The sequence below is a fragment of the Acetobacterium wieringae genome (assembly GCF_001766835.1).
Classification (GTDB): Bacteria; Bacillota; Clostridia; order Eubacteriales; family Eubacteriaceae; genus Acetobacterium; species Acetobacterium wieringae.
Genome location: NZ_LKEU01000033.1, coordinates 85,854 through 112,566, shown reverse-complemented (window position 1 = coordinate 112,566; position 26,713 = coordinate 85,854). Strand labels below are relative to the sequence as shown.

The 26,713-nt window shown below is 41.4% G+C and carries 19 protein-coding genes; 18 read left to right on the top strand and 1 reads right to left on the bottom strand.

The features are described from left to right. Positions 1 to 6 precede the first annotated feature (6 nt). From ACWI_RS11665 to ACWI_RS11590, 16 genes are all read left to right on the top strand, one after another. Positions 7 to 816, top strand: a complete 810-nt coding sequence (locus ACWI_RS11665) for an ABC transporter permease (RefSeq protein WP_139142364.1) — start codon at positions 7 to 9, stop codon at positions 814 to 816. A 32-nt stretch (positions 817 to 848) separates the two neighbouring features. Then, a complete protein-coding gene (locus ACWI_RS11660) occupies positions 849 to 2,045 on the top strand; it encodes an ABC transporter ATP-binding protein (RefSeq protein ID WP_070371614.1) in 1,197 nt (398 codons plus the stop codon). Between the two features lie 21 nt (positions 2,046 to 2,066). Then, complete coding sequence (locus ACWI_RS11655; RefSeq protein WP_070371758.1) at positions 2,067 to 4,277, top strand: glycosyltransferase family 2 protein; 2,211 nt, start codon at positions 2,067 to 2,069, stop codon at positions 4,275 to 4,277. A 116-nt stretch (positions 4,278 to 4,393) separates the two neighbouring features. Next, complete coding sequence (locus ACWI_RS11650) at positions 4,394 to 7,219, top strand: GBS Bsp-like repeat-containing protein (RefSeq protein ID WP_070371613.1); 2,826 nt, start codon at positions 4,394 to 4,396, stop codon at positions 7,217 to 7,219. 117 nt (positions 7,220 to 7,336) lie between these two features. After that, positions 7,337 to 8,719 carry an IS1182 family transposase gene (locus ACWI_RS11645; protein ID WP_070371612.1) on the top strand — a complete coding sequence of 461 codons (1,383 nt, stop codon included), beginning with the start codon at positions 7,337 to 7,339 and terminating at the stop codon, positions 8,717 to 8,719. A gap of 129 nt (positions 8,720 to 8,848) precedes the next feature. Continuing rightward, the gene (locus ACWI_RS11640) at positions 8,849 to 11,104 is read left to right on the top strand and encodes a GBS Bsp-like repeat-containing protein (protein WP_070371611.1); all 2,256 of its coding nucleotides are present in this window, start codon (positions 8,849 to 8,851) and stop codon (positions 11,102 to 11,104) included. A 110-nt stretch (positions 11,105 to 11,214) separates the two neighbouring features. After that, entirely contained in the window at positions 11,215 to 12,198 is a 984-nt protein-coding gene (locus ACWI_RS11635) for a glycosyltransferase family 2 protein (protein WP_070371610.1), read from the top strand. Positions 12,199 to 12,290: 92 nt separating this feature from the next. After that, the gene (locus ACWI_RS11630) at positions 12,291 to 13,157 is read left to right on the top strand and encodes a glycosyltransferase family 2 protein (protein WP_070371609.1); all 867 of its coding nucleotides are present in this window, start codon (positions 12,291 to 12,293) and stop codon (positions 13,155 to 13,157) included. A 21-nt stretch (positions 13,158 to 13,178) separates the two neighbouring features. Next, the gene (locus tag ACWI_RS11625) at positions 13,179 to 14,576 is read left to right on the top strand and encodes an undecaprenyl-phosphate glucose phosphotransferase (RefSeq protein WP_070371608.1); all 1,398 of its coding nucleotides are present in this window, start codon (positions 13,179 to 13,181) and stop codon (positions 14,574 to 14,576) included. A gap of 190 nt (positions 14,577 to 14,766) precedes the next feature. After that, positions 14,767 to 16,743 (top strand): DUF7657 domain-containing protein, encoded by a 1,977-nt coding sequence (locus ACWI_RS11620; protein WP_139142363.1) that lies wholly within the window; start codon positions 14,767 to 14,769, stop codon positions 16,741 to 16,743. A 10-nt stretch (positions 16,744 to 16,753) separates the two neighbouring features. Then, positions 16,754 to 17,698, top strand: coding sequence for a glycosyltransferase family 2 protein (locus ACWI_RS11615; protein WP_139142362.1), 945 nt, complete (start codon positions 16,754 to 16,756; stop codon positions 17,696 to 17,698). Positions 17,699 to 17,782: 84 nt separating this feature from the next. After that, positions 17,783 to 18,943: a glycosyltransferase family 2 protein gene (locus ACWI_RS11610; protein WP_175440948.1), complete on the top strand. Its 1,161-nt coding sequence runs from the start codon at positions 17,783 to 17,785 to the stop codon at positions 18,941 to 18,943. An 87-nt stretch (positions 18,944 to 19,030) separates the two neighbouring features. After that, a complete protein-coding gene (locus ACWI_RS11605) occupies positions 19,031 to 20,734 on the top strand; it encodes a hypothetical protein (RefSeq protein ID WP_070371605.1) in 1,704 nt (567 codons plus the stop codon). Continuing rightward, entirely contained in the window at positions 20,731 to 21,099 is a 369-nt protein-coding gene (locus ACWI_RS11600; RefSeq protein WP_070371604.1) for an EamA family transporter, read from the top strand. Before ACWI_RS11605 ends, ACWI_RS11600 begins: the two co-directional genes overlap by 4 nt. After that, the gene (locus tag ACWI_RS11595) at positions 21,089 to 21,439 is read left to right on the top strand and encodes an EamA family transporter (protein WP_070371603.1); all 351 of its coding nucleotides are present in this window, start codon (positions 21,089 to 21,091) and stop codon (positions 21,437 to 21,439) included. Before ACWI_RS11600 ends, ACWI_RS11595 begins: the two co-directional genes overlap by 11 nt. Positions 21,440 to 21,510: 71 nt before the next feature. Beyond that, positions 21,511 to 22,896 (top strand): DUF3329 domain-containing protein, encoded by a 1,386-nt coding sequence (locus tag ACWI_RS11590; RefSeq protein WP_070371602.1) that lies wholly within the window; start codon positions 21,511 to 21,513, stop codon positions 22,894 to 22,896. 90 nt (positions 22,897 to 22,986) lie between these two features. Here ACWI_RS11590 and ACWI_RS11585 read toward each other — a convergent pair whose 3' ends face one another. Further along, complete coding sequence (locus tag ACWI_RS11585) at positions 22,987 to 24,249, bottom strand: LCP family protein (RefSeq protein WP_070371601.1); 1,263 nt, start codon at positions 24,247 to 24,249, stop codon at positions 22,987 to 22,989. A gap of 273 nt (positions 24,250 to 24,522) precedes the next feature. On the opposite strand from ACWI_RS11585, the gene ACWI_RS11580 reads away from it, so the two are divergent. Together ACWI_RS11580 and ACWI_RS11575 are read left to right on the top strand one after the other, a co-directional pair. Beyond that, entirely contained in the window at positions 24,523 to 25,092 is a 570-nt protein-coding gene (locus tag ACWI_RS11580; protein WP_070371600.1) for a hypothetical protein, read from the top strand. 4 nt (positions 25,093 to 25,096) lie between these two features. Then, entirely contained in the window at positions 25,097 to 26,665 is a 1,569-nt protein-coding gene (locus tag ACWI_RS11575; protein ID WP_070371599.1) for an MFS transporter, read from the top strand. Positions 26,666 to 26,713: the final 48 nt, after the last annotated feature.

Here is a 26,713-nt window from a genome sequence, read left to right as displayed (position 1 = left end):
GTCAGTTTGTATTTGTTTAAAGATTTAATGGATTATATCAGAGATTTGGTTGCAAATCGGAAACTGATTCAGAAATTTTCCATCAATGATTTTAAGTCCCGGTACGCCGGTTCGTTTTTGGGCATTATGTGGGCCTTTATTCAGCCGACGGTCACCATTGCCGTCTACTGGTTTGTTTTTGATATCGGTCTGAAATCGGCTCCGGCTGGCGGGATGCCGTTTATTTTGTTTTTAATCACCGGGATTATCGTCTGGTTTTTCTTTTCGGAATGTCTGGTTAATGGCACCAATTGTTTCAGGGAATACAGTTATCTGGTAAAAAAGGTAACCTTCAATATTAAAATATTGCCGACGGTAAAAATCATCTCCTCTCTTTATACCCACATCTTTTTTATTGCCTTTGCAGTGGTGATGCTGTTGTTATACAGTCAACCAATCAGCCTGCACTTTATTCAGATCCTTTATTATCTGATCTGTCTGATTGTCTTTTTAACCGGTTTGACCTGGGTAACCGCCTCGCTTCAACCCTTTTTCACGGATATTCTGCAATTTATCAATGTGGGCATGCAGGTATTGTTCTGGGGAACGCCGATTCTTTGGGATGTAAACATCTTTCCGGCAAACTTGCTGTGGATTCTAAAATTGAATCCTTTGTACTACATTGTCCAGGGCTATCGGGAAAGCTTTTTTGGAACCGGCTGGTTTTGGGAACATCCCGTGATGACAGCCTACTTCTGGGGCTTTAGCTTTGTATTGCTGCTAGTCGGAATCGCAGTGTATCGAAAATTAAGACCGCATTTTGCTGATGTCTTATAGAAAATATTGATCACGGATCAGTGGAGGAAATTATGTCAGATGTGGCAATAAAAATAGAAGACGTTACAAAAATATATCAGCTCTATCAACGGCCGATGGATCGCTTAAAAGAATCCATGAGCCTGTTTAAGAAAAAAGAATACCATCATAAATTTTACGCTCTGAATAATATCAATCTGGAAATTAAAAAGGGTGAATCGATTGGGATTGTGGGTAAGAATGGATCAGGAAAGTCGACTTTACTGAAGATTATTTCTGGCGTACTAACCCAGAGCAAAGGTAATGTTTCTGTTGACGGCAAGGTATCCGCCCTGCTGGAACTGGGAACCGGCTTTAATCCCGAATATACCGGAATTGAAAACATCTATTCCAATGGGCTGATTATGGGTTACAGCAAGGAAGAGATGGATGAACGGCTGGATGATATTGTCAATTTTGCCCAGATTGGGGAGTACATTTATCAGCCGGTTAAAACTTATTCCAGCGGCATGTTTGCCCGGTTGGCCTTTGCCACCGCCATTAACGTGGATCCGGAAATACTGATTGTTGATGAGGTATTGGCGGTTGGTGATGCAAAATTCCAGATCAAGTGCATCAATAAAATGGAAGAATTCAAGGCCTCGGGAAAAACAGTGCTTTTTGTATCCCACACCCTGGAACAGATCAAACGTTTCTGTACCAAAGCGGTGTGGATTGATCAGGGTGAAATGCGGATGTTTGATGAGGTCACCCATGTCATTGATATGTACGAAAGTGAAATGCTCAGAGAATCGATGGAACAGAAGGCTCTTGAAGAGGGCAAACAGCTACAGGATAACTACGAAATTGAAGCCCATCTGGGAAAAATCACGGCCATGCATTGTAATAAAGAAACCATAAATACCTTTGATGATTTCATCGTGGACATTGAATATGAGCTATATGATGATCTTTCCAGTGAACCACTAGTAGGGGTGGCCTTTTACACCATCGACCGCCAATATATTTTTGGTCCAAACACCCATTTGGATGGGGTGACGATCCCAAAAACAAAAGGAATCCATCATGTCCGTTATGTCGTGCCCAAGCTGCCACTGCTGGGTGGGAAATACGAGGTCGATATTGGACTTTTTGCCAACAAGAGCATTGTTAATCTGGACTATGAAACAGCGGCCTTTGTAATTGCGGTAGTAGCCGATTATTTTACCGAGGGTCTGGTTCATATGGAACATCAATGGGAAATCATTTAGTTTAAAAGAAAGGCTATGGGAATGAGAAAGAAAACAGTTATCGAACAGGAAGAAATTAAATATTTTATCGACAAAATTGTTAAGGATGAAGCGAGTCAATGTGCCACGGTTCAGGGCTGGGCCTTTAATACCAAGACCAAAGAGCCGGTCGAACTTTATTTATTGGGAAGAGAAGCCGTCGGGGTTCAATTCAAACGGGATTTCAGAATCGACGTCAATAACAAGTATGCCTTACCGGATGATGCCAAGGTTGGCTTTATTATCGAGTTTGATAAAAACACTTATGGTGAAAAACTAAAACTTAAACTAACAGATGACACGAATATTCGCATTGTGCCGATTAACTTGAAAAAGAATTATGATTATCTAAAAAAGCCGAATCTGTTTAATGCCAAACGATTGGCTGGTGTGACAACCCGAACCGTCGGCTATCTCAGTCGCAACGGCTTAAAAAATACGATCCGAAAAATCAAGTTTGAACTGAAATATAAGAATCAGGAAAACTATGATTTTTGGATTGACGTTCATGAAGATTATGACAGGAAAAAAGTTCTGGCAGAAATCAGTGGTTTTTCATATAAACCTAAGGTTTCCATTGTTATGCCGGTGTATAATGTAGAAGAACAATGGCTCAGGGCCTGCGTTGATTCGGTTTTAAATCAATATTACGAAAATTGGGAGTTGTGCATTGCCGATGACAATTCGACGGATGCCCATATAAAACCATTACTGGAAGAGTTTAAAATGCTGGATTCTCGCATCAAGGTGGTTTACCGGGAAGAAAATGGCCACATTTCAGAGGCCTCCAACTCAGCCCTGGCGATCGCCACCGGCGAGTTTGTGGGTCTGTTGGATAATGACGATACCCTGGCCGAATTTGCCCTCTACGAAGTGGTTAAACTATTAAATGAGCACCCGGAAGCCGATCTGATTTACAGTGATGAAGATAAGCTAAGTGAGGACAATAAACGCAGCCAGCCGTTTTTTAAAACCGATTGGGCACCCGACATTCTGCTGGCGACCAATTACATTTGCCATTTTGGGGTCTACCGCAAAACCATCATCGATGAGATCGGCGGCTTTAGAAAAGGCTATGAAGGGGCTCAGGATTACGATCTGGTGCTGCGTTTCACCGAAAAAACGAATCAGATCTTCCATATTCAAAAGATTTTGTATCACTGGCGGATGATCAGTAATTCCACCGCCGTCAACCCGGATTCAAAAGGTTATGCCTTCGAAGCTGGCCTTAAGTCTCTGGAAGATGCTCTGGACAGACGGGGAATAAAAGGGACGGTCAGTCATGGAGCCTTCCCAGGCGTCTATAACATTGAGTATGAAATTGTCAATGCAGGCCTGGTATCGGTGATTATTCCCACCCGGGATAATGCTGCTGACTTAAAAGCCTGTATTGATTCCATCTATGAAAAAACGATCTATGAGAATTTTGAAATTATCGTCGCCGATAACGGCAGTGAAAAAGAAGACACCTTCAAACTGTTTGAGTATTATAGCAGAAAATATCCGCAGCAGTTTAAGGTTGTGCGAATTGATATTCCGTTTAACTTTTCAAAAATAAATAACCTGGCGGTTAAGGAATCGAAAGGCGAATATCTACTGTTTTTAAATAATGACATCACCGTGATCACCAAAGGCTGGATGAAACGAATGGTCAGTTATGCCCAGCAGGAACATGTTGGGGCAGTCGGGTCAAAACTTTATTATCCCGACAACACCATTCAGCACGCAGGCGTTCTATTGGGAATGGGCGGCGTTGCCGGTCATGGACATGTGGGATTCCCCCGGGGGGATTATGGTTATTTTGGAAAACTGGTCACCACCAATAACTATACCTCCGTGACGGCCGCCTGTATGATGGTGAAACGGGAAGATTTTGACCGGGTCAATGGATTCGAAGAAAAATTGACGGTTGCTTTCAACGACGTGGATTTCTGTCTCAAACTTTACGAAGCCGGAAAATTCAATGTCTGGCTGCATGATGTAGAGCTTTATCACTATGAATCAAAATCCCGAGGGGCTGAAGATACCTATTCAAAATACAAGCGTTTTAACAGTGAAATCAAATACATGAAAGATCACTGGTTGAACTATATCAAGAATGATCCTTACTACAACCGGAATTTAACCCGGGTTGACGGAAATTACGCCATTTGTGTGGATATTGTGGGTTATGTAAAAGGTAAAACAATTGAAGATGAAGAAAATGAGATTTAACTTAAGTACGCAAAAGATGTAACGAATAAATTGACGATGTAAAATTTTTATGCTATTATCGTTACAACTATCAATATAATGACAACAGGAAAAATTTAAAAGAAAGGAGGAAAAGAATGACGCAGATAAAAAATTTAAGAAAGCAGATTGCGCTGGGAGTGGTGATGGTTCTGGCCTTGCTGACCTTTTTTTCGTATTTTAGTCTGAGCGTGGAGGCAGCAAGCACCACCATCGTGGTTAATCCGGGACATCAGTCAGGAACCGATACCGGGGCCGTTAATAAAACAACCGGTATTAAGGAAGTGGATCTCAATAATGCCTTGGCCATTAAAATTGTCACAACCTTGCGAAATAGCGGTTATAATGCCATATTGAGTCATCAGATTCCCGGAAATCCTGGCTTGCCAACCATGCTGGCGACGACTACAAATAATTCGACAACGGTATGCAGTGCGGCCAACAGCTTAGGAGCAGATTTATTTCTCAGTGTACATCATAATTCCGGGGCGGCGACAGCCAGCGGTTATGAATTCTATTGGAGCAGCTATCATCCATCAGTCGACAACAATGGGATTTATCAGAAAGCCGGTTTATGGAGTGATGGGTCGTTGGCGGATCTCGATGCGACTCCACCGACCATCGCCTTAAAATCCAAAGAGCTGGCAAACCTGATGAATTCAAATTTCAGTAAGAATTTAACCTATGTTCCCAGTCGTAATAAAATTGTGGAACGGGATGATGCCTATACCCGAAAAACAAGTATGCCGTCAGTTTTGATTGAAGCGGGATTTGTGTCAAACAACGCTGAATCGCAGAAATTGGCCGACGGAACCAATCAGCAAAAAATGGCGGATCAGGTTTTAGCCAGCGTCAGTGAGATTTTTGGCGCCGCAACCGCACCAATGACAGCCAGCGGTTTTACAACCACGGTGAGTGGTGATAAAATTACAGCGACGGTTAAGGGCGTTTCGGCACCCAACGGATTGCAGGTTATTTATATCCCGACCTGGAGTGATGATTGTGGTCAGGATGATCTGAAGTGGTATACGGCCACCAAACAAAGCGATGGATCTTACAGTGTGACCATTGATGTAAAAGATCATGGTTATACCAGCGGTGATTACCAATTGCATTGTTATGGTGTGGATTCCTATGGGAAGTATACCTTATTAGGTGAAAGTACAGCGACTGTTAATGCATCTGTGCAGGAAAAAATGAGTGCCAGCAGTGTGACAGCAAGCGTGACAGGGAACACCATTACCGTTAGCGTTAAAGGGATCAAGGCGCCAGGTGGTATCACCGATTTATTTATCCCAATTTGGAGTGAAACCGGCGGTCAGGATGATTTGAAATGGTACACTGCGACTAAACAAAGTGATGGTAGTTATAAGATCACCGTTGATATCAAAGATCACAAATATGATGGCGGCATCTATAATATTCATGCTTATGGAAAAGATAACACAGGTTTAATGACATTTTTAGGTAGCACGACAACGGCAGTGAAGGTTAATTCAATGACGGCAACCAGTGTCACCGCAGTGGTATTAAACGGAAAAATTACTGCAACCATAAAAGGCATTACGGCTCCTTATGGCATTACTGAAATGTTAATCCCTGTCTGGAGCGAAATCGGTGGTCAGGATGACATCGAATGGTACACAGCGACGAAGCAAAGTGATGGCAGTTACAAGATAACGCTGGATATCAAAGATCACAATTACGATAGTGGTGACTATATTCTTCATGCCTACGGAAAAGACAGTAATGGAAAAATGACCTTTGTTGGGGCTGCAAAAGCAAACATTGTAGTTCAGCCGATGACAGCAACCAGTGTTACGGCCAGCGTTTCTGGCAATAAGATTACGGCAACGATAAAAGGGATTAATGCACCAGGTGGGATCAAACAGATTTCGGTACCAATTTGGAGCGATATTGATGGTCAGGATGATCTGGTGTGGTATAACGCGGATAAACAAAGTGATGGCAGCTACGTAGTCACAGTTGATATTAAAGATCACAAGTATGCCAGTGGTACTTATAGTATTCATGCTTATGGAACTGAAGTTAGCGGAAGAATGACCTTGCTGGGGAATACTACGGCAAATGTTACGGCGGCAAAACCAATGACAGCTTCAACTGTAAAAGCCATAGTTAATGAAAATATTATTACAGCCACAGTGAGCGGTATCACAGCGCCCAATGGAATAAAAAGCATTTTAATTCCAACCTGGAGTGATATAAATGGTCAGGATGATATTAAATGGTACACCGCCACCAAACAAAGCGATGGCAGTTATCAGGCGATAATAGATGCCAAGAATCACAATGGGAACAGTGGTAATTATTCAATCCATGCCTATGGAGTCGAATCCGATGGACGTTCAGTATTTCTGGGCAATACTTCGGTGAGTGTCCGTTATGTAGAAACCCCGATTATGGGAACTTCTACAGTGACTGCGGCACAACTGGTAGCTTATTATAAGGGAACTGGAAGTGTTTATCCACAACTTTATAATGACCTTGGTGTTAATCTGGAACGATTTGCAGAGCTTTATGTACAGGAGTGCAACGCTGAAGGCGTTCGAGCTGAGGTTGCCTTTGCCCAGGCAATGCTGGAAACCGGAAATCTTCAGTTTGGTGGGGATGTCAAGGCTTCCCAATTCAATTTTGCTGGGCTGGGAGCCACTGGCGGCGTACCTGGATTTGATTTCGCAGCAGTATACGGAAGTAGCAGTACCGGTCTTCAAACTGGAATTCGAGGACATGTACAGCATCTGAAATGTTATGCCAGCAGTGCGGCGCTCAAGCAAACTAAGGTTGATCCGCGATGGAATGATTCATTGCGGTTAAAAGCCATTTCAGTTGAAGAACTGGCCGGAACCTGGGCAGCTGACACGACCTATGCAGGTAAGGTTAAGGCGATTATGAAAAAGTTTTAGTTAGTAAAAAGACGGAGCTGAAGAAATTCAGTTCTCAGACTGTCAAAAAAGTCAGCTTTGTTTAGCTGACTTTTTTTGATAAAATTGAATCAACAAAGACAAAGATGGATAGGCAAAGTGTTAAAACGGGAAAAACTGGAAAGAGATGTTGTTGAACTTGTCAATACAGACTTATTGGTTCCATCCGATCATTTACTCAGGAAAATTGATGGAGCGGTGGATTTCACACACATTTATGATTTTGTGGAAGACTTATATTGTGCTGATAATGGACGTCCCAGCGCGGATCCAGTGGTGCTGATCAAAATGGCTTTGATTCAGCATTTATACGGCATCCGTTCCCTCCGTCAAACCGTTAAAGACATTGAAATGAACATCGCCTATCGTTGGTTTCTGGGTTATACCCTGAATGAGACCATTCCCCATTTTGCCACGGTGAGCTATAACTTCAGACATCGTTTCAAAGAATCGGTCATTGAAGATATTTTCACGTGGATTCTGTATGAGGTGGAGAGAGCAGGCTATCTTAAACCGGAAGTGGTTTTTGTGGATGCCACGCATATCAAAGCCAATGCCAATCTGAAAAAGCCCATTAAAAAGGCGATTCCGGGAGCGGCTCGAACATATGAAGACCAGCTACTGGAAGAAGTCAATGCTGATCGAGAGGATCATGGAAAAAAGCCATTTGATGATACAAAGCCACCGGAAGACCGGAATGTGACAGAATCCACAACTGATCCGGATTGTGGAGTCTTTAATAAAGGCGAACATAAGAAATGTTTTGCCTATGGTGCACATACTGTGTGCGACCAGAATAATTTTGTCCGGGATGTGGTGGTAACTGCAGGAAACCATCATGACAGCCAGATCTTTGATGCGCTGTATAAGAAAGTGACTGGACGCTATCCGCAGATCCAGGTCATTACAGCGGATGCCGGTTATAAAACGCCATGGATCTGCAAGACAAATTTTGATGACGGCCGAATTCCTTCAGTGCTATACAAACGCCCCATGACAAAGCCGAATTATCACAAAAGTTATGAGGATGTCTATGATGAATATAATGATTGGGTCATTTGTCCGGAAAACCGAACCTTGTATTATGCCACTACGAATCGACACGGTTACCAAGAATACAAAAGCATCCCATTTAATTGCGAACGTTGTCCAACCAGACATTTATGTACAGAGAACAAATCCTGTGAAAAAACGGTGACCCGACATGTCTGGCAGGATTATCTTGAAATGGCGGAAGATATTCGCCATTCACCGATTGGAAAAGCAACTTACTCACTCAGAAGCCAGACCATCGAACGGGTTTTTGCAGATGCCAAAGAGAAACACGCCATGCGTTATACGCTTTACCGGAGCTTGAATTCAGTTGCCAGCTGGGTTCGGCTTAAATATGCTGCCATGAATTTGAAAAAGCTGGCGCTTTGGAAATCCAAAGCTTGGCTTCTTTTTTGGCCGGTCACGCAAAGAACCCGATTTTCAGTTTGAAAATCGGGTTCTTTGACAGTCTGGGAGCTGAAGAAATTCAGCTCTGTTTTTTTATAGCAAAGTATTGACGCAGAGAATGATTCAATGATAGGGTAATGATACGTAAAGTAATTATAAAAGGGGAGCTATATGATAAAAAACACTGACTGGAGAAGTTCGATAAAAGCATTGACCATTCTGGGGATAATTATTCTGCTTTTTTTATCAGGTCAAAGTCTGGTACAGGGAGCAGACGAGACAAATAACCTTGTTAAACAGGTTATCATAGTAAAAAATGAAAAGGGCGAAGCAATTGATCAAGCAGTATTCAGTATTATAAACGACAAAAACGAAATCATCGAAACCTGTAGGAGTGATGAAATGGGTCGGGCGGAGATAAAGAATACATCAGAGGGACTGTATCTGCTAAAGCAGATAAAAACGATTGATGGATACGAATGTATTGAAAGAAAATTGGAAATCAACAATAAAAATCCGACTGTGGAAATACTGATTATTAATCAACTAAAATTAGATAAGTCGGCACAAGAGTCTGACTCGGAACGGGTTCAAAATAAAGCGGAGTTTGAAACGGACGCGGTGCTTTTGGATGATTCGCTTGATTCGAGAATAAAAACAGATGAGAATTTGGTGAACGCAGATCAAAAGCCAGCTGAGAAAACGACAGAAATATTGGCAGCCGCGCTTGCTGTTGATGATATAAAAGTAAAGGTCACACAAGTGGCAGAAAATAAAACACAATTTATTGTCAGCACAATCGGCTGCGCTGGGAAAACAGGGATTAGCCAGGTTTTGTTTCCAACCTGGACAGCACGGAATGCTCAGGATGATTTGCATTGGTATCAGGGAATCCGCGAGAAAAATGGCGAGTACAGCATCACCATCGACAGTAAAGACCATGGATTTGAAACCGGCACTTACCAGATCCATACCTATATTCATGGACAGCAGGGCGAAGTATTAAAAGTTATTGGAAGTAAGTATGATCTTGCGGAATCAAAGCCGGTTATTTCTGCGACTGATGTTAAAAATAATTGTTTTAAGGTAAGTATTTCAGGGCTAAGCAACCGCTATGGCGTCAGCGATGTTGTTGTGCCAACCTGGACACAGATCAACGGTCATGACGATCTGCGCTGGGAAAAAGCTACCTATGTAGGAAATGATACCTGGGAAGCGGTGATAAATATCGCTGATTATAAACAAAGCTATGATACCTTTATCAGTCACGTCTACGTTACCGATAAAAATGGACAACAGAAGTATCTCGGAGCGACAACGAAAATCAGTGACAATCCGTTTATAAAAGATCCATTAAAAGTTGCGGCACATCAGCAGGAAAATGATGGATCGAAGTTTGTCATTAGCACTCAAAACTGCAGCAAAAAGCCGGGGATTAAGCGAGTCGATTTTGCGGTGTGGACAAAACGAGATGGTCAGGATGAGATTAAATGGTATCAGGGGGAAATCGGCGCAAATGGAGAGTATCAAACTTCTGTGGATATTGAAAATCATGGTTTTGAAACTGGCCCGTTCAGCATTCATACTTATCTAAGGGATAATTCTGGAGAAGTAATTACTATTTCAGGATCTTCTTTTACAATGCCAAAGCTTAACCCAACCATCGAGTATGACAAGGCAGTGCTAAATAATACCTTCAAAATCCGGATCAGGAATGTGGGAAGTGAAAACGGTGTGACCGCCATCATGATGCCAACCTGGAGCCGTTCAAATGGCCAGGATGATCTGCGTTGGGAGCCGGCAACCTATATTGGCAATCACACATGGGAAGCCAACATTAATCTGCGAAACTATAACATTATTGTTGATGCGTTTATTTCGCATGCTTACCTGGTTGATAAAAACGGAAAAATGGTTTTTGTTAAGGACTCCAGTAAAACGATTTTACAGAATACGGCAACAGTATATGGTTTTTATAATTATCCGCTGGATAAAAATTATAAACCCAATCCCAGCGATCCCACCGATTGGTTTGGACCACGCTGGGGTGATATTCACGAAGGGGTTGATATCCCGGCACCCTATTATGCCTCCTGCTATGCAGTTGGCAATGGTATTGTCGAAAAAGCCGGTTTTTTTATGGGCTATGGTCGCTACGTCCGAATCCGCACCACTGATCGCTACGGTGAAAGTGTTTCCTTCTTTTATGGACATCTGCAGGAAATTAACGTGGGTGTGGGACAGTCGGTAAGTAAGGGCCAAAAAATTGGCTCAGTCGGGGGCTCTGGTTATAACGCCCAACGAACCTATATCGATAATGCCTATGGACCGCATCTGCATTTTGGAGCAATCGCCAATGCTGATGATGCCTGTGTCGATCCGGAAATATGGATTGACTTTCACAACCCTTACAGCAATGCAAATTGAGATAGTGCCCAAAAGAGAGACTGGGAAAAGTTCCTGGTCTCTTTTTGTTTAGTAAAGGAAGATCCTATGTTATAATAAAACGGATTATGGACAGAATAAAGGAAGGTTTTATGAAGTGTGATGTTTCAGTAATTATACCAAATTTCAATGGGGAGAATTTTATCGCCAATTGTCTGGATAGTATGATGGTACAAAGTTTTAGTACATTCGGACACATGGAAATCATAGTTGTCGACGATTGCTCCAGTGACGGGAGTGTTGATATCATAAAGAATTATGAAAATGTAATGTTATTGGAAAATCCCGTTAATTCGGGTTTTGATAAGTCGGTTAACCAGGGGATTCTGGCCAGTCGTGGAAAATACTGTTTGCTTTTAAATAATGATGTGGTGGCGGATCCTGATTTTGTGAAATATTTATATTTGCATATTGATGATAATCCCCGAACCTTTTCGGTGAGTTCAAAAATGATTCGTTTTTATGAACGGGATAAGCTCGATGATACCGGCGATTTTTATAATATTCTGGGCTGGGGATACAAACGGGGCGATGGCCAATCGGTCAACGCTCATAATAAGCCAACAGCAATTTTTAGTAGTTGTGCCGGGGCGGGGATTTACCGCCGATCGATTCTAAATGAGATTGGCTTGTTTGACGAAGCTTTTTTTGCCTATATGGAGGACGTTGATATCGGATACCGTGCATTGATCAATGGTTATAAAAATCGATATGAACCCAAAGCGATCTGCTACCATATTGGCAGCGCAACCACAGCAGAAGGCCAAAAGTACAGTCCCTTCAAGGTTCAGATTTCAGCCCGCAATAATATTTATGTCGCATATAAAAACATGCCATTTGTTCAATTACTGGTTAACAGCCCGTTTTTATTGTTGGGGTTTATCGTTAAATACATAACGTTTGCCAAAAGGGGCTTTGGCCAGGATTATCGAGCTGGGATTAAAGAAGGTCTGAAAAAGCATCGAATCATGACGAAGGTTCCTTTTCAGTTTCGAAATCTGAAGCATTATTTTTTTATTGAAGTCCAATTGATAGTGAATGTATTTAGACAAGTTGAAAATAAAATAGGCAAGTAAAACAGTTTTTAGATCGGCCCTTCCATATTTGTGGGGGGTATGGTAAAATATAATGTCTTTTGAAAGACAAAATGGCTTAAGAAAGGCTGAAAATGGATTTATCGATTATTATTGTTAATTATAAAACAGAAGAATTGACATCAAATTGTATTGATTCAATTATAAAAAGTAATACCAGAGGATTGTGCTATGAAATTATTCTGGTCGATAATGCTTCTGATGATGGCAGCATCGAAGCCATTGAAAAGCAGTTTCCAGAAATAACGATTATCAAAAACAGCGAAAACCTGGGCTTTTCAAAGGCCAATAACATTGGGTTGGCGGTGGCAAAGGGCGACTATATACTCTTGCTCAATTCCGATACCATTGTTGATCTGGATACCTTAAAAGGTGCCCTGGCTTTTATTAAAGATCACAAACATATCGGGGCATTGGGTTGTAAGGTATTGCTGCCATCAGGAAAACTGGATCCGGCCTGTAAACGAAGCTTTCCGACACCGATGAACGGACTTTATCACAGTCTCAATCTGGACCTGGCCTTTCCCGAAAGCACCCGTTTTGGGGCCTATAATCTGACCTATGTGGATGAAAATAAAACCTGTTCCATTGATTGTATTATGGGGGCGTTTATGTTGGTTCCCAGAGCCGTAGTCGATACGGTAGGGATGCTGGATGAGGATTTTTTTATGTATGGGGAAGACGTCGATTGGTGTTATCGGATCAAACAGGCCGGGTATCAGGTCATGTATTATCCGGAAGTTCGAATTTTTCATCACAAAAAAGCCAGTGGCATCGGCAAACGAAATCCCAAAGTGATTGCCGCATTTTATGATTCGATGATCATTTTTTATAATAAACATTATCAGAATAAATATAATCGGTTTACCCGGTGGTGCGTGATTACAGGAACGACAATCATGAAAAAAATGGCCTTAGCAAAAAATAATCGCAGAAAATAAAAACAGGGAAGGGAGACAGGCATGATAAAAAGCAATCAGCGTTTTTTTAATTTTATATTGGTGTTGTTTGATTTGTGTGTGGTGACAGCGTCTCTTTTATTTGCCTGGTATATTCGGTTTGTCTCACCTTTCTTTGATGATGGCGTGCGGACCATGAACCTGAGGGCTTATATTGATTTGCTGGCAATCATTATCCCCCTCTATCTTGTTCTTTTTCTGTTCTTTGGCCTCTACAAACCATATCGCAAACAGCGTTTTTTTAAAGAATGCCGGGAAATCGTCTTTGCCAACATTATTGGCATTGCGATTTTAATGTCGGCCTTATTTACCATGAAAAGCATCCATTTTTCACGGTATATGCTGGGGATTTTCTTTATTACCTCTACGGTGATGATGATTTTGGAGCGGGGATCGATTCGCAAAATTCTCCGAATGGCCCGGGAACGGGGTTTTAACATCAAGTATATTATTATTGTTGGTGCTGGTAGTATTGGTCAAACCTTTGCTGCAAAAGTCGCTGGAGATCGTCAGCTGGGTTATAAGGTAACCGGGTATGTTGATGATTATTATCACAAAAGCGATAAAGATGGGATCCCGATCCTGGGAAAAACCCGGGAAATGAATGAAATTCTGGAAGAATATCAGGTGGATGAGGTCATTATTGCCTTGCCGAATACCAGTTTTAAACGAATCGATGAAGTCATTGATATCTGTGAATACCAGGGTGTTAAAACCCAGATTATTCCAGATTATTTTCACTTGATTCAGGGAACAACGGCTTATTTTGATGAACTGGATGGTATTCCATTGATCAATACCCGTTACATCCCCCTGGATCAGCCCTTGAATAAATGGATCAAACGAGCAATTGATATTATTCTTTCAATTCTGATTTTAATTCTGGTTTCACCAATTATGTTGGTTACGGCAATTCTGGTTAAAGTAACATCACCTGGGCCGATTATCTATAAGCAAATTCGGGTGGGGATGGGCCGAAGGGAATTCTGGATTTACAAATTCAGATCGATGCGTTGTGATGCCGCCATTCCTGGGGAAATCGGCTGGACCACTGAGAACGACCCGCGTAAAACAAAATTTGGTGCATTTATCCGAAAAACCAGCATTGATGAACTGCCACAGTTCTACAATGTACTTAAAGGGGATATGAGTATTGTCGGACCCCGACCCGAGAGACCCCATTATGTCACCCAGTTTCAACACGAAATTCCTAAGTATATGATCAAACACCATGTTCGGCCGGGGATCACCGGTTGGGCTCAGGTTCAAGGCTGGCGTGGGGATACTTCGATTCATAAACGGATCGAGTGTGATATCGAGTATATCGAAAAATGGACGCTGTGGTTTGATATCAAAGTATTTTTTATGACATTTAAAGCGGTGTTTGAGAGTGGGTATTAAGTTGAATGGAATATTAACAAATAGAAAGATCAATATTTTCATTTTAATAATTTTGTCATTAATATTAGCCGGTTTCAGTGAATTGTTTTTTTTAATGATTGAAAACAAAATTGCGATTGAATCGTTCCAATCATGGTCAGGAATTGCCCAGATTATTCAGACTTTCGATTTTGTCAGGTTATTCTTTTTTATGAGTATTGGAATTGGCTTGAGCATTTTGGTGAATCATTACGGAATGGAAAAATTGGTCGACCGTGCCTATCGATATCGTTTTTGGATTTCGGCGATATTGGGGATTTTCCTTGTTTTTTTTGAAATTCATGGCTCATCAATCTTGTATTGGCAGAATTATTTAACTAATTTAACCAATATTTCACAACCATTGATTGGCATATCAAGAGCAATCCGTAGTGACGAGTGGGCGGTTAATACACCGATGATGCTGTCGCAGTATTATAATCATTCGGGTTTGTTTCCTTATTTCAGTGAAACCATTCGGGGGGCACTAACCGACACCTTTATCATATATGGTCAACCGGTAAGAGATATTGCGATATTTTTTCGACCATTTCATTGGGGTTATTTACTGTTGGCTCCGGCAAAAGGGCTGTCATTTTTTTGGATCGGTCGAACCATTGCCTTGTTTTTAGTATCCTTTGAATTTGGGATGATCCTCACGAATAAGAGTAAATTGCTGGCCTTGATTTATACCCTGATGGTTACCTGGTCTCCCGTTGTGCAGTGGTGGTTTGCCATCAACGGTCTGGTTGAAATGCTGGTTTTTGGTCAACTGGCATTGATCATGATCACCCTGTATATGAATAATCAGAATTACTATCGACGGTCACTGTATGCCTTGGTGATGTTAATTTGTGCCGGTGGATATATTTTAACCTTTTATCCAGCCTGGCAAGTACCACTGGTATATGTATTTCTGGCATTATTCATTGGCGTTGTGCTGGAAAATCGGAAGCATTTTGTCTGGAATAAAAAAGATATTGGAATTGGCGTTGGTTTGATTCTATTATTGAGTTTGGGCATGATTTATATTTTGTCTAAATCTGGAGGAACAATTGACTCGGTGATGAATACGGTTTATCCGGGAGGAAGTGCTGAAACCGGGGGAAACCAGGGGTTGCGATTGTTTTTATATCCGGGCAACCTGTTTTTTGCTTTTTCACGGGAACTGACGTATGCAAATCCCTGTGAGCTGGCAGTTTATTTTGATTTCTTTCCGTTGGGAATTGTTTTGTCTGCGTGGGTAGTGATAAAACAAAAGCAGCAGGATAAATTCTTGATCCCGCTGCTTTTAATAAATGCCATGATGATAGTATGGTGTTTGTTTCCGTGGCCGGAATGGTTGGCAAAAATCACCTTGCTCAGTTATTCAAAGCCGGTTCGAGCTTTTTTGGCAGTAGGATTCATAAATATTTTATTGTTGATCCGGGCCCTTGCTTTATTTGACGGTGCGTTTTCAAAATGGTTTAAAGTGGGTAGTGCACTGCTCATGAGCCTCGGAATCACGCTATTGGCGTTTAAAACATATGACGGTTATCTTGATCTGAAAATGAGTATGATTAGTTTACTTCTTTTGTTTGGATCATTTTACGTCATCTTAAGTGGAAACAAGGAGTGGGCCCGTAAGACGTTATTGGTGATTGTCTTTGGTATCATTTTTATTGCAGGATTATTTGTGAATCCAGTTGTTAATGGACTGGATGCGATTTACCAGACGAATTTAATCAATAGAATTCAACAGATCAATACGACGGAAAACGGATTATGGATTGTCGATTCGGGAGCGGAAATTGGTTTTCCAGTGATTAATTTTCCATTAATGGCTGGCGCACCAACAATAAACTCCACAAATGTGTATCCGAATCTGGAAAGATGGCATCTACTGGATCCGGATGGATCAGCAGAGGAAATATATAACCGTTATGCCCATATCAGTGTCAATCTGATTAACACAAGTAATGAAACACACTTTGAACTGAAATCGCCAGATCTTTTTGAAGTGAATTTAAATATTATGGATCTGGAAAAACTAGAGGTAACCTATGTTTTCTCAAAACGGGATTTATCGATACTTTCAAATGAGGCTGTAAGCTTTACGGAGTTAGCAGATGAAAACGGATTTAAGATATATACAGTAAATTATAATTAAAGGAGTAATGATGGAAAAAGGACAAAAAACAGCGATTTTAATCCCCTGTTATAACGAATCTAAAACCATTGAAAAAGTAATCAAAGATCATCAGGCAGTCATGCCTCATGCTGATATCTATGTATATGACAACAATTCCAGTGATGGGACTGATGAAATTGCCAGAAAGGCTGGCGCCATTGTGCGCTACGAATATCGACAGGGGAAAGGTAATGTGGTTCGATCGATGTTTCGGGATATTGATGCCGACTGTTATATTATGACGGATGGAGATGATACCTACCCGGCTGAATTTGCGTTGGAATTGGAACAACAAATTTATCAAAAACGGGCCGATATGGCCATCGGCGATCGGCTGTCCTCGACCTATTTCACGGAAAACAAGCGCCCTTTCCATAACATAGGGAATGTTCTGGTACGAAAATTAATCAATGTTTTGTTTAAGGCTGAAGTAAAAGATATCATGACCGGAGCTCGGGGCTTCACCCGAGAGTTTGTAAAATCCTTTCCGGTTACATCAAAGGGATTTGAAATTGAAACGGAGATGACAATTTTTGCCCTGGACAACAATTTTAAAATAGTTGAAGTGCCGATCGACTATCGGGACCGACCAGAAGGTAGTGTCTCAAAACTCAATACCTATTCAGATGGGTATAAAGTGTTGATGACAATTGGAACCTTATTTAGAGATACCAAACCCTATTTGTTTTTCTCGATGCTTTCATTAGTGTTGTTGATTATCAGCGGGATCTTTTTTACGCCCATTTTAATTAATTATTTTGAAACCGGTCTGGTCGACAAATATCCGACCTTGATTGTCATTTCGGCCTTGTGGATCATCGCCATTATCAGTTTTTTCAGTGGTGTTATTCTGCAGGTGTTAAAAAAGCAACATCGTCATAATTTTGAAAGGCATTTGAATCTATTGAATGAGATTTGGAGAAAAGAAGCCTAAGCAGATCGTGTTGACGGCGGTCTTCCCAACGTTGGAATAAGCGAACGTGAGTAATAAAATATAAAGTATAAAGAGGAAAAGCGATTGGAAGAGAGAGAAATCGAATTAACGATATTAATGCCGTGCCTGAATGAAGCGGAAACATTGGAGATTTGCATAAAAAAAGCGATGTCCTTCTTAGAAGATAACAATGTCGATGGCGAAGTGCTCATTGCCGATAATGGCAGTACCGATGGATCTCAGGAAATAGCCATCAGAAACGGGGCTCGTGTTGTCAATATCGAACAGAAGGGGTACGGGAGCGCACTAAGAGGTGGGAGTGAAAACGCCCGAGGTCGATATGTTATCATGGGCGATGCAGACGATAGTTATAATTTTTTAAACCTGATGCCGTTTCTTGAAAAACTGAGAGAAGGCTATGAACTGGTAATGGGAAACCGCTTCAAAGGAGGAATTGAAAAAGGGGCGATGCCGCCGTTGCACAAGTATTTGGGAAATCCGGTCTTATCATTTATCGGGCGGATTTTTTATCCCAGTGACATTAAAGACTTCCATTGTGGGCTTCGGGGCTATAACCGAGCGGCGATTCAGAGTCTTCAGTTGCAAACGACAGGAATGGAGTATGCCAGCGAAATGGTTGTTCAGGCGACCTTGCATAAGTTAAGAATGATAGAGGTGCCAACGACCTTATCACCGGATGGTCGGTCACGTCCCCCGCACTTAAGAAGTTGGCGGGATGGTTGGCGGCATCTTAAATTTTTGATGATGTACAGTCCCAATTGGACATTTTTGTATCCTGGCATTATTTTATCAGTCATTGGATTGGTGATGATGGTGGCCATTGGCGTCGGGCCCACAAAAATCGGTAATGTGAATTTTGGAATCAATACCATGATGTATGGATCGGCAGCATTGCTGGTTGGGGTTAATATCAGTTTATTTTCAATGTTTACCAAAGCCTATGCATTAAGCTCAGGATTTATACCCAATAGTCCGAAAACCATTGGTATCCTGGAAAAGTTTACCGTTGAAAAAGGCGTTGTAATTGGGGTTTTGTTAACCTTACTGGGGATTGTGGCGACGATTATTGCCTTTGTTATTTGGGGCAACAATTCGTTTGGCAATCTACAGCCAGAATCAATAATGAAAATAACAATTCCGGCGGCTACGCTGATTGCCATTGGTATTGAATTGATTTTTGCCAGTTTCTTTCTTGGGATTTTGGAAATTGAACGAAAAAAATAGGATGGTTTCAGACAGGCTAGAGAAAAGATCTAGGTTGTCTGTTATTTTGTATTGAAAATAATAAGTAATTGAGGAGGTGAAAAGAGGATGTCAAAAAGTTCAGGAAACCTAAAGAATAGACTGTGGTTATTGATCGAAAAATACCGGTTGGTCATTTTCATGATTGGTTTTATTCTGGTCAAACAACTGCTGGTCATTGGCATACCTCTTTTTGCCCATGCCGGAGCCGGACACGATGATCGCTTAATGATCAATATGGCCAATTCGTTAATTCAGGGAGAGTGGTTAGGTTCATACTCGGAAAAGACGTTGGTTAAGGGGCTGTTTTTTCCGCTTTTTTTAGTTGCAAATGATTGGTTTGGAATCCCCTATTCGTTGTCAATTCCAGGAATCTATTCCATCGCATGCGTAATTTTTGTTTTTGGGATCAAACGACTGTTTAAAACTGAATTTCCGCTTTATTTAATTTTTTTGGCGTTGCTGTTTAATCCGATCTCATTTGCCGATGAAACCTTTCTCCGGGTCTATCGAAATAGCTTAACTGCCGCTCAGGTTCTCGTCATCAGTGGCGGGATGTTTGCCGTTTATTTAAACCGCTTTGAAAAAACGGCAGTTCAGCTGGTCTGGGCAGTTATTGCCGGACTGGGTTTGGCCGCTTTATGGCATACCCGGGAAGATGGGATCTGGATTATTCCATTGGTGCTGGGCGTCATTATTATTACCGGCATAACGATTATTCTAAAAAAAGAATTATCAATAAAAGAAAAACTGAAAAAAGGAATGACTACAGTAGTTCCGCTGGGAATTCTAATCGTGTCGACGATTATTATTTCCAGTATTAATTATGCGTATTATGGAATTTACACCACGAATGAGCTCAATGACAGCAATTTTACGAAGGCAATAAAACTCATTTATGCAGTGCAACCGAGTGAAGAAATTGAGCGGGCTTCAGTTCCCAGAAGTACAATGACTAAAATTTATGCGGTATCCCCATCGTTAAAAAGTATAAAAAATGAGTTGGAATCAAGTCTGGATCGATGGTCCTGGTACGAAAAAGATGCTAGTGTAAGACAGGTAGAGGACGGTTTTTTCTTTTGGGCGTTGCGGGAAGCGGTTTCCAACTCAGGGTACTATGATGATGCCGAAACGGCCAATGGTTTTTATGAAGCGGTGACCAATGAATTGGAGGCGGCTTTTAACAGTGGCCAGCTTATGCGTCGACCAACCATGCCATCTGCTTTGATGTCTCCCTGGCGGGATGAATATGGCGAAAAACTGGCCAGCGCTTTTTTAAAAACAACTCAGTATGTCACCGGGTTTAAAGCAGTCAAAACCAGTATGGTTGACAGTATTGATGATGGACAGAATGGGATCTTACTTTTTGAAGACATTACAAATAATGCGGCCCGAATAGAGGGTGAACCAATTCCATTGAATGTAAAAGTCAGACTTGTATTAATGAACAGTATTACTGCGATTTATCAGAGTCTGGGCGAAGTGGTCTTTATGGTGGCGCTGGTAGTCTATGGCCTGCTTTCGTTTTTTGTACTGATAAAAAAAATGCGTGACAAGTATCAGCTAATGGACTGCTGGTTGGTTTTATCGGCCTTGCTCTTTAGTGCGGCTGTACTGGCTGGTGGTGTCGCCTATACCGATATTTCGGCTTATGTAGCCATTTCATATTGGTATCTGGCAGGGGCCTACCCATTGGTTATCGCATTTAATGTTATCGCACTCTATAAAATGATGGAAGTATTTGTAAAAATGAGGTATGAGAGAGAAAAATGAGTAAATCGGATGAGAACAGAGGAACACTAAGATTAAAAAACTATTTGTTTTTACATGCAAGTTTATTATTATATTCAATCGGATCGGTTTTTTCAAAAATGGCCAGCAAAGAAGTATTTCTTTCCTGGGCGTTTATACTTTATTATGGGTTGTTTTTACTGATATTGTTTGTTTATGCCATTCTCTGGCAGCAGATACTCAAACGCTTTCCCTTAACGGTGGCTTTTGCCAACAAAGCGATAACCATTTTGTGGGGAATTGTCTGGGGATATCTGTTTTTTGGAGAAGCGCTGCGCTGGGGGATGCTGTTGGGTTCGGTGATTATTGTTTCAGGAATATATTTGGTGGTAAGTGATGACAAATAACGAATGGATTTATTATGCGCTCTATTTGTTTTCGGTTTTAGTGGCTTCCCTTTCGCAAGTTATTCTCAAAAAAAGTGCCATGATTCATTATGAAAGTCGCATCCGAGAGTATTTAAACCCCTATGTGATCGGGGCCTATTTTTTCTTCTTCGGATCATCGTTGTTAACCACCTTTGCGTATCGCGGGGTGCCGTTAACAATGGGACCGGTTTTAGAATCAACCGGCTATATTTATGTTGGGATTCTGGGGATGCTGATTCTAAAAGAAAAACTCAGTCGGCGTAAAATTATTGGCAATGTGTTGATTGTCGGGGGGATTTTTGTTTATGCGTTTATCTAAGGGCGTTGTTTCGAGTGATCATAAACGGATCAAGTGCATGGCGCAAATCGGTGTTTAGAAGGTAGAGTGAAATGATGAATAGTGACCGTTTTGGAAAAAAATATGGAAATCGAGCGATTCAAAATTTAATCGAATCCCGAAAAACGAATCTGATTCTCTTTTGGGTAATAGTAGCAGTTACATTTGCTTACATGGTGTTTTTAAACAGCAAAACCCCTTTGATTGCTGATGATTTTGTCTATACATTTATTTTTGCTACCTCAACGCCGGTAATGAGTTTTGGGGATATCGTTACCTCGCAGATTTCCTATTACATGACCTGGGGAGGGCGGGTGGTGGCTGAAACATTGACACAACTCTTCATGTTTTTAGGAAAAGATGTTTTTAATGTGGCCAACAGCCTCTGCTATATTGTCTTTTGTCTGGCGGTTTACTTTTTGGCAATGGGTCGCAGAATCCGCTTTGAATTAGTGTTGTTAACGACAATCTTAGTCTGGTTTTTTATCCCAATGTTTGGTCAGACGGTGATGTGGTTAACCGGCTCCTGCAATTATTTATGGTGTGGTACCATTATTCTATTGGCACTTTTGCCATTCCGGCTGTATGAAGAAAAACAGACCAGGCTGTTAAACAGCATCTGGTTTGCCGTGTTGATGATTCCCTTGTTTTTTACCAGTGGGATTACCAATGAAAATACGGCAGGTGGGATGATTCTAATTATGCTGCTGTACTGCGGCGTTAACATTAAACGCAAAATTCGGATTCCTGCATTTGCTTATACGGGGTTATTGTTTTCAATCGCTGGCTTCTTATGTATGCTTTTTGCACCAGGAAACAGTTTGCGGGTGGCAAATGAATCGGCGGTTGCCGAGGTCACCATGATGGTGGGATCAAACCCGATTATCACCCGGCTTTCATATTTTGCCTATAATCTTTATGCCCTGATGCCGCTGGTGATTTTGGCGGCGATTGCTTTTGTCATGCTAAGAAATGAAAAAGATCGAAACGCATGGGTGAATTTTGGGATTTTTACTGTGGCAGCTGCAGCGGCCATGTTTGTGATGCTGGCACCACCAAAGTTTCCGCCTCGGGCGATGTTTGGATTGGCGGCATTTCTGATTATTGCTGTGGTATATGCTTTTGGGCAACTCGAAATGACCGAAGAACGGATCAGGAAATTTGTAATCATTCCCGGTTTGGCAGTGTTGTTATTTTACATCATGTCCTGGGGGTACGTGGGCATCGATGCCATTACAGTTAATAAACAATATGTCGCTCGGGTTCAAATCATTGAAGAACACCAAAATGAAGCTCTGATTCAGGTGCCGGAAATTGTCCCCCTGTCCAGTCACAATGGGATGTATGGATTAAAGGATGTCCAATTAGATCCCAACCATTGGGTAAACCGTGCCCTGGCTGATTATTTTGGTGTTCCCAATATCGTTCGCCAGCCATAATCCGGAAAAATCAAAGATAATTCATCGCAAAGTAAGCGCACCAAAAATAAAAGCCACCCGTTGTCAAGGACAGCAGGTGGCTTTATGATTTTAATAGGACAGTTCTTCCACATCAGATCCGGATGAATTCGATGTGCCTTTGACAGCTGTTTTGATCTCATCGCTAATCTCTAAGGCAGTATCCGAAGGGGTATAGTCGGTTTCGTAGACAAATTGATAAAAGGCTTCAATGTTTTCGGCTAAGGTGTTGGGGACAACATAGGAAACCCCGTCGAGCATATCCAGGGAAATCAGGTCATCGGTGGGGAAGCGACTTTGCTCGATATCTTTTGAGGGCATTAAGGCCAGATTGGCACCATATTTGAGCATCTCCAGGGTGCTCAAGGAAGTTTCCACATAGGGTAAGGTCGCCATTACCAGATTATATTGTTCTTGAAGATCCAGATCAAGAGCTTTTGACAAGACCTGCTCAAAAACAACCCGTTGTCGCAGGGTTCGATCAAAGTCGCCATCGCCGACATACCGAACTCGACAGTAGGCCAGGGCTTGGGAGCCATCAACGGTTTGGGGTCCAGTTTCTTCCAGAAAGGGGGAACCGGTTTCTACTTTTTCATTGACATCCATCAGATATTCATTGACCCATTCCAGCTCTTCGTCGGTTTCAATATCGATGGTGACCCCACCGACGGCGTTGACCATTGAAACCATGGCGTTAAAATCAATGGTGACATAATCGGTGATGGTGGTATCAAAATTCTGATTGATCGTCTTAAGGGCTAAATCCGGTCCGCCATAGGCGTAGGCGGCATTGAGTTTATCATATTCGTATTTTTTGTCGATATAAACATAGGTATCACGCATCAGCGAGGCCACCTTGACCTTGCTATGTTCATAATCGGCAGTTGCTATCATGATGGTATCCGTTCGGTCACCTTCAACATCATCACGACCGTCGACGCCGAAAACGGCAACATTAACAATTTTATGCTGTTTGGCAAAGTTAGCCGCTTCACTGCTGATTCCATACTTGCTTAAATTTCCTTTCAGGTCGCTGGTGACATTCCCTAAGAAAAAGGCGTTAACGGCAAAAGCGGTGGCCATCAGAAAAATAATGATCAGCAGAATAGTACGGAAAAACTTTTTTACAAAGCCATTGGATTTTTTCTTTTTCTTTGGTAATGGATTGGGTAAGATTACCGGCTTTGTTTTTGACTGCTTTGATTTGGGTTTCGCTTTTGTTTCTGATTTAATGGTCTTAAGGGGACGGGTATCAGGCCTTGGATTCGTGTTGGATGTCTTTTTTGAGCCTGGATTTCGTCTGTTTTTAATCACACTCTTTTTTTTATCGTTCAAATTTTTACCTCGTTGGGAAAGAACTCTGTTTGCAGATCGTTTTACAGACGCATCGGTGCCGGTAATTTGCAAAGTGTTTTCCCATCTTTTACTTAAAAATAAATTCTGATTACGCCAATTTACGACTACTGGTAGGCTATTATATCATAAATGTAAATATTTGTAAAAATAATATAAATAGAAAAAACAAACATTAAATCTTATTATACATTTTAGGAAAACTTTGTTATAATAGATGCAAAGATTGATAGCGAATATAGGAGTAGGGTTAATATGGCAAACGAACAGGAACTCAATGAAAAGAATGAGTACTTTGAATATGTAGAATCGCGCATTGAAAATTTAGAAAAACTGATTTTAAAAAAAGATGAAGAGTTAAAATCACTAATCCTCAAAACGGTTCAAAATGGCCCAGCACAACCTGAGAAAAGCGCAGCTGGGGCTACCGCTCTGCGCCCAGAAGCCAACCATTTCGAGCGGGTCTTCGATGATTTGAAGGAAGAAGAATCCCGCTTTTTGAAAAGTGAAGGTGAAATTCCCAATTATAAAGCCGATGAGTTGAATATCCAGCTGGCCAATATTGAAAAGCGGGAAAAAATGGTTCAGGATATGCTGGATTCCTTAGGGACGGCTCTGGCTATTTTGAAAAAGCGACACGAAGAAGTGAATCGAAAAGAAGAGACACTGAATCGTGAATATCAGAAGCTTCAGGAAATTGAAGCTTTGTATCGCAACACGGAAGGTTTGGATGCGCTGACGTCGACCTTTGGAAAAGTAACGATTGATAAGGGTAGTTCACGAGAAAACGATGGAACAATCTTTATAAATGACAGCAAGGAGTGATTTGATGAAATTAAGTTTTGGTAAATGCTGGGGTTTGTTAATTTTTGATATCATTGGCTTGGCAATCGCTGGCTATGCTTTTTTATTGGGTTATCAGGTTTTAATGACACTTGAAAACGCCAATGCTTATATTATTCTGATGGGTTTCTTTGTCGGGATTAAGACAATTGTGCTGGCTTTGTACGATTTAAACAGAAACTTATTGCGAAAGAATATTCCCTTCATCGGCGGCGGGATTACAATTCTTGGCAACGGAATTATTTTTACGATGTGCTTTTTTCTTATTCCAGATGTACCGACAACATTTTTTATTGGTTTGGCTGTGGCGGACTTCTTAATGATAACGCTGTGTCATCTGTTATGGTGGGTTCTGATTGGTAAAGATGATGATTATACCAGAGAACAGAGTGTATCTTCAGATGAAGCACGAATGCCTAAGAAAGAAAAAAAGAAGACGGCTAAAAAAGACCGGAGTAATGATCAAAAACAGGAACCGGTAAAAATGGATAAAAATTCAGGGAAAAAAGTGAAAAGCGATAAAAAAACCTGGTTATCCCGAAATGATGAAGAAGAGTCAGAGTACGACAGCATCTTTACCAGTTTGCTGGAAAATGAAAAAAGAGGACAGCAACGCTATGTGGAGTCCCCCAGAGCTGATGAGCCGAGGGCTGTTGCAGAGGAAAAACGCTATCAGACCAGTGATTTTCTCAATGAAATCAAAGAAAATTTAAAAAAAGAAAACAAACCGCCATTAAGTCAAACTGAGGCTATGAGTGGAACCCGACAAAAACAAGTAAGCCAGGACCAATCGTCACAAAAAATGCCAGCAGGATTACCCCCAATGGAATCAGACGGGAAAAAAGCAGTGGGGATTGAGGCAAACTCGCCGATGGGTAATCAAGCACCGGAAGCGACCATGATACTGTCAACTCAGAAGCCGTTAATCGAAGTTCCTAAAAACAGCAGCACGGAGCTGTTTGGTGATTTACCATCAGTTAAAGAAAAAAAATCTGATCTTCAAAAAATGGCAGTCAATAATTTAGGTGCTGCCGGAATTAAAACAACAGAAGTGGATGATAACGAAGAGGGCTTTCTTTCCATTGAACGGCGACTGGGCTATTTGTTTCATGAGATCGAAAAATCAATGAAGGAAACCCAGTATCTCCAGGGGGCTATCAGTGATTTTCAGAAAGAAGTGGAAAACTATGAACCCATTGCCGGGGATGAAAAAATTGTGGCCGCCGGTAATCTGATTCGCGAAAAGTTGAAAATGATTATTGATAAACAATTCGTTGTTGATGAGGTTCTGGATGATCTGATTCGGCTATCCAAACTGATTAATAAACGGATCAATGATTTGGATATCATTGAAGCGGGCCTGAACCAGCGCAAGATTGCATTGGATCAAAAAGATTTGCTTTTGGTTGAAGCCCGAAACCGAGCGCCAGTGGAGAAAGAGGTTGAGATTCTCCCGGAAGAAGTAGTGCTGGAAAATCTGGAGGCCGAATTCATCGTGGCTGAAGGGGACTACGAGTCGATCCGCAAATATCTGACTGAGAATCCGGAAGAATAAACACAATAAGCTGATGAAAAGAGATGATCTGATTGTACGCTGAGCGTG

What these genes read in the sequence shown, in the direction of transcription:
- ACWI_RS11660 (WP_070371614.1), top strand. Translation starts at nt 849, where the DNA reads ATGTCAGATGTGGCAATAAAAATAGAAGACGTTACAAAAATATATCAG.
- ACWI_RS11655 (WP_070371758.1), top strand. Translation starts at nt 2,067, where the DNA reads ATGAGAAAGAAAACAGTTATCGAACAGGAAGAAATTAAATATTTTATC.
- ACWI_RS11650 (WP_070371613.1), top strand. Translation starts at nt 4,394, where the DNA reads ATGACGCAGATAAAAAATTTAAGAAAGCAGATTGCGCTGGGAGTGGTG.
- ACWI_RS11640 (WP_070371611.1), top strand. Translation starts at nt 8,849, where the DNA reads ATGATAAAAAACACTGACTGGAGAAGTTCGATAAAAGCATTGACCATT.
- ACWI_RS11635 (WP_070371610.1), top strand. Translation starts at nt 11,215, where the DNA reads ATGAAGTGTGATGTTTCAGTAATTATACCAAATTTCAATGGGGAGAAT.
- ACWI_RS11630 (WP_070371609.1), top strand. Translation starts at nt 12,291, where the DNA reads ATGGATTTATCGATTATTATTGTTAATTATAAAACAGAAGAATTGACA.
- ACWI_RS11625 (WP_070371608.1), top strand. Translation starts at nt 13,179, where the DNA reads ATGATAAAAAGCAATCAGCGTTTTTTTAATTTTATATTGGTGTTGTTT.
- ACWI_RS11620 (WP_139142363.1), top strand. Translation starts at nt 14,767, where the DNA reads ATGAGTATTGGAATTGGCTTGAGCATTTTGGTGAATCATTACGGAATG.
- ACWI_RS11615 (WP_139142362.1), top strand. Translation starts at nt 16,754, where the DNA reads ATGGAAAAAGGACAAAAAACAGCGATTTTAATCCCCTGTTATAACGAA.
- ACWI_RS11605 (WP_070371605.1), top strand. Translation starts at nt 19,031, where the DNA reads ATGTCAAAAAGTTCAGGAAACCTAAAGAATAGACTGTGGTTATTGATC.
- ACWI_RS11600 (WP_070371604.1), top strand. Translation starts at nt 20,731, where the DNA reads ATGAGTAAATCGGATGAGAACAGAGGAACACTAAGATTAAAAAACTAT.
- ACWI_RS11595 (WP_070371603.1), top strand. Translation starts at nt 21,089, where the DNA reads ATGACAAATAACGAATGGATTTATTATGCGCTCTATTTGTTTTCGGTT.
- ACWI_RS11590 (WP_070371602.1), top strand. Translation starts at nt 21,511, where the DNA reads ATGATGAATAGTGACCGTTTTGGAAAAAAATATGGAAATCGAGCGATT.
- ACWI_RS11580 (WP_070371600.1), top strand. Translation starts at nt 24,523, where the DNA reads ATGGCAAACGAACAGGAACTCAATGAAAAGAATGAGTACTTTGAATAT.
- ACWI_RS11575 (WP_070371599.1), top strand. Translation starts at nt 25,097, where the DNA reads ATGAAATTAAGTTTTGGTAAATGCTGGGGTTTGTTAATTTTTGATATC.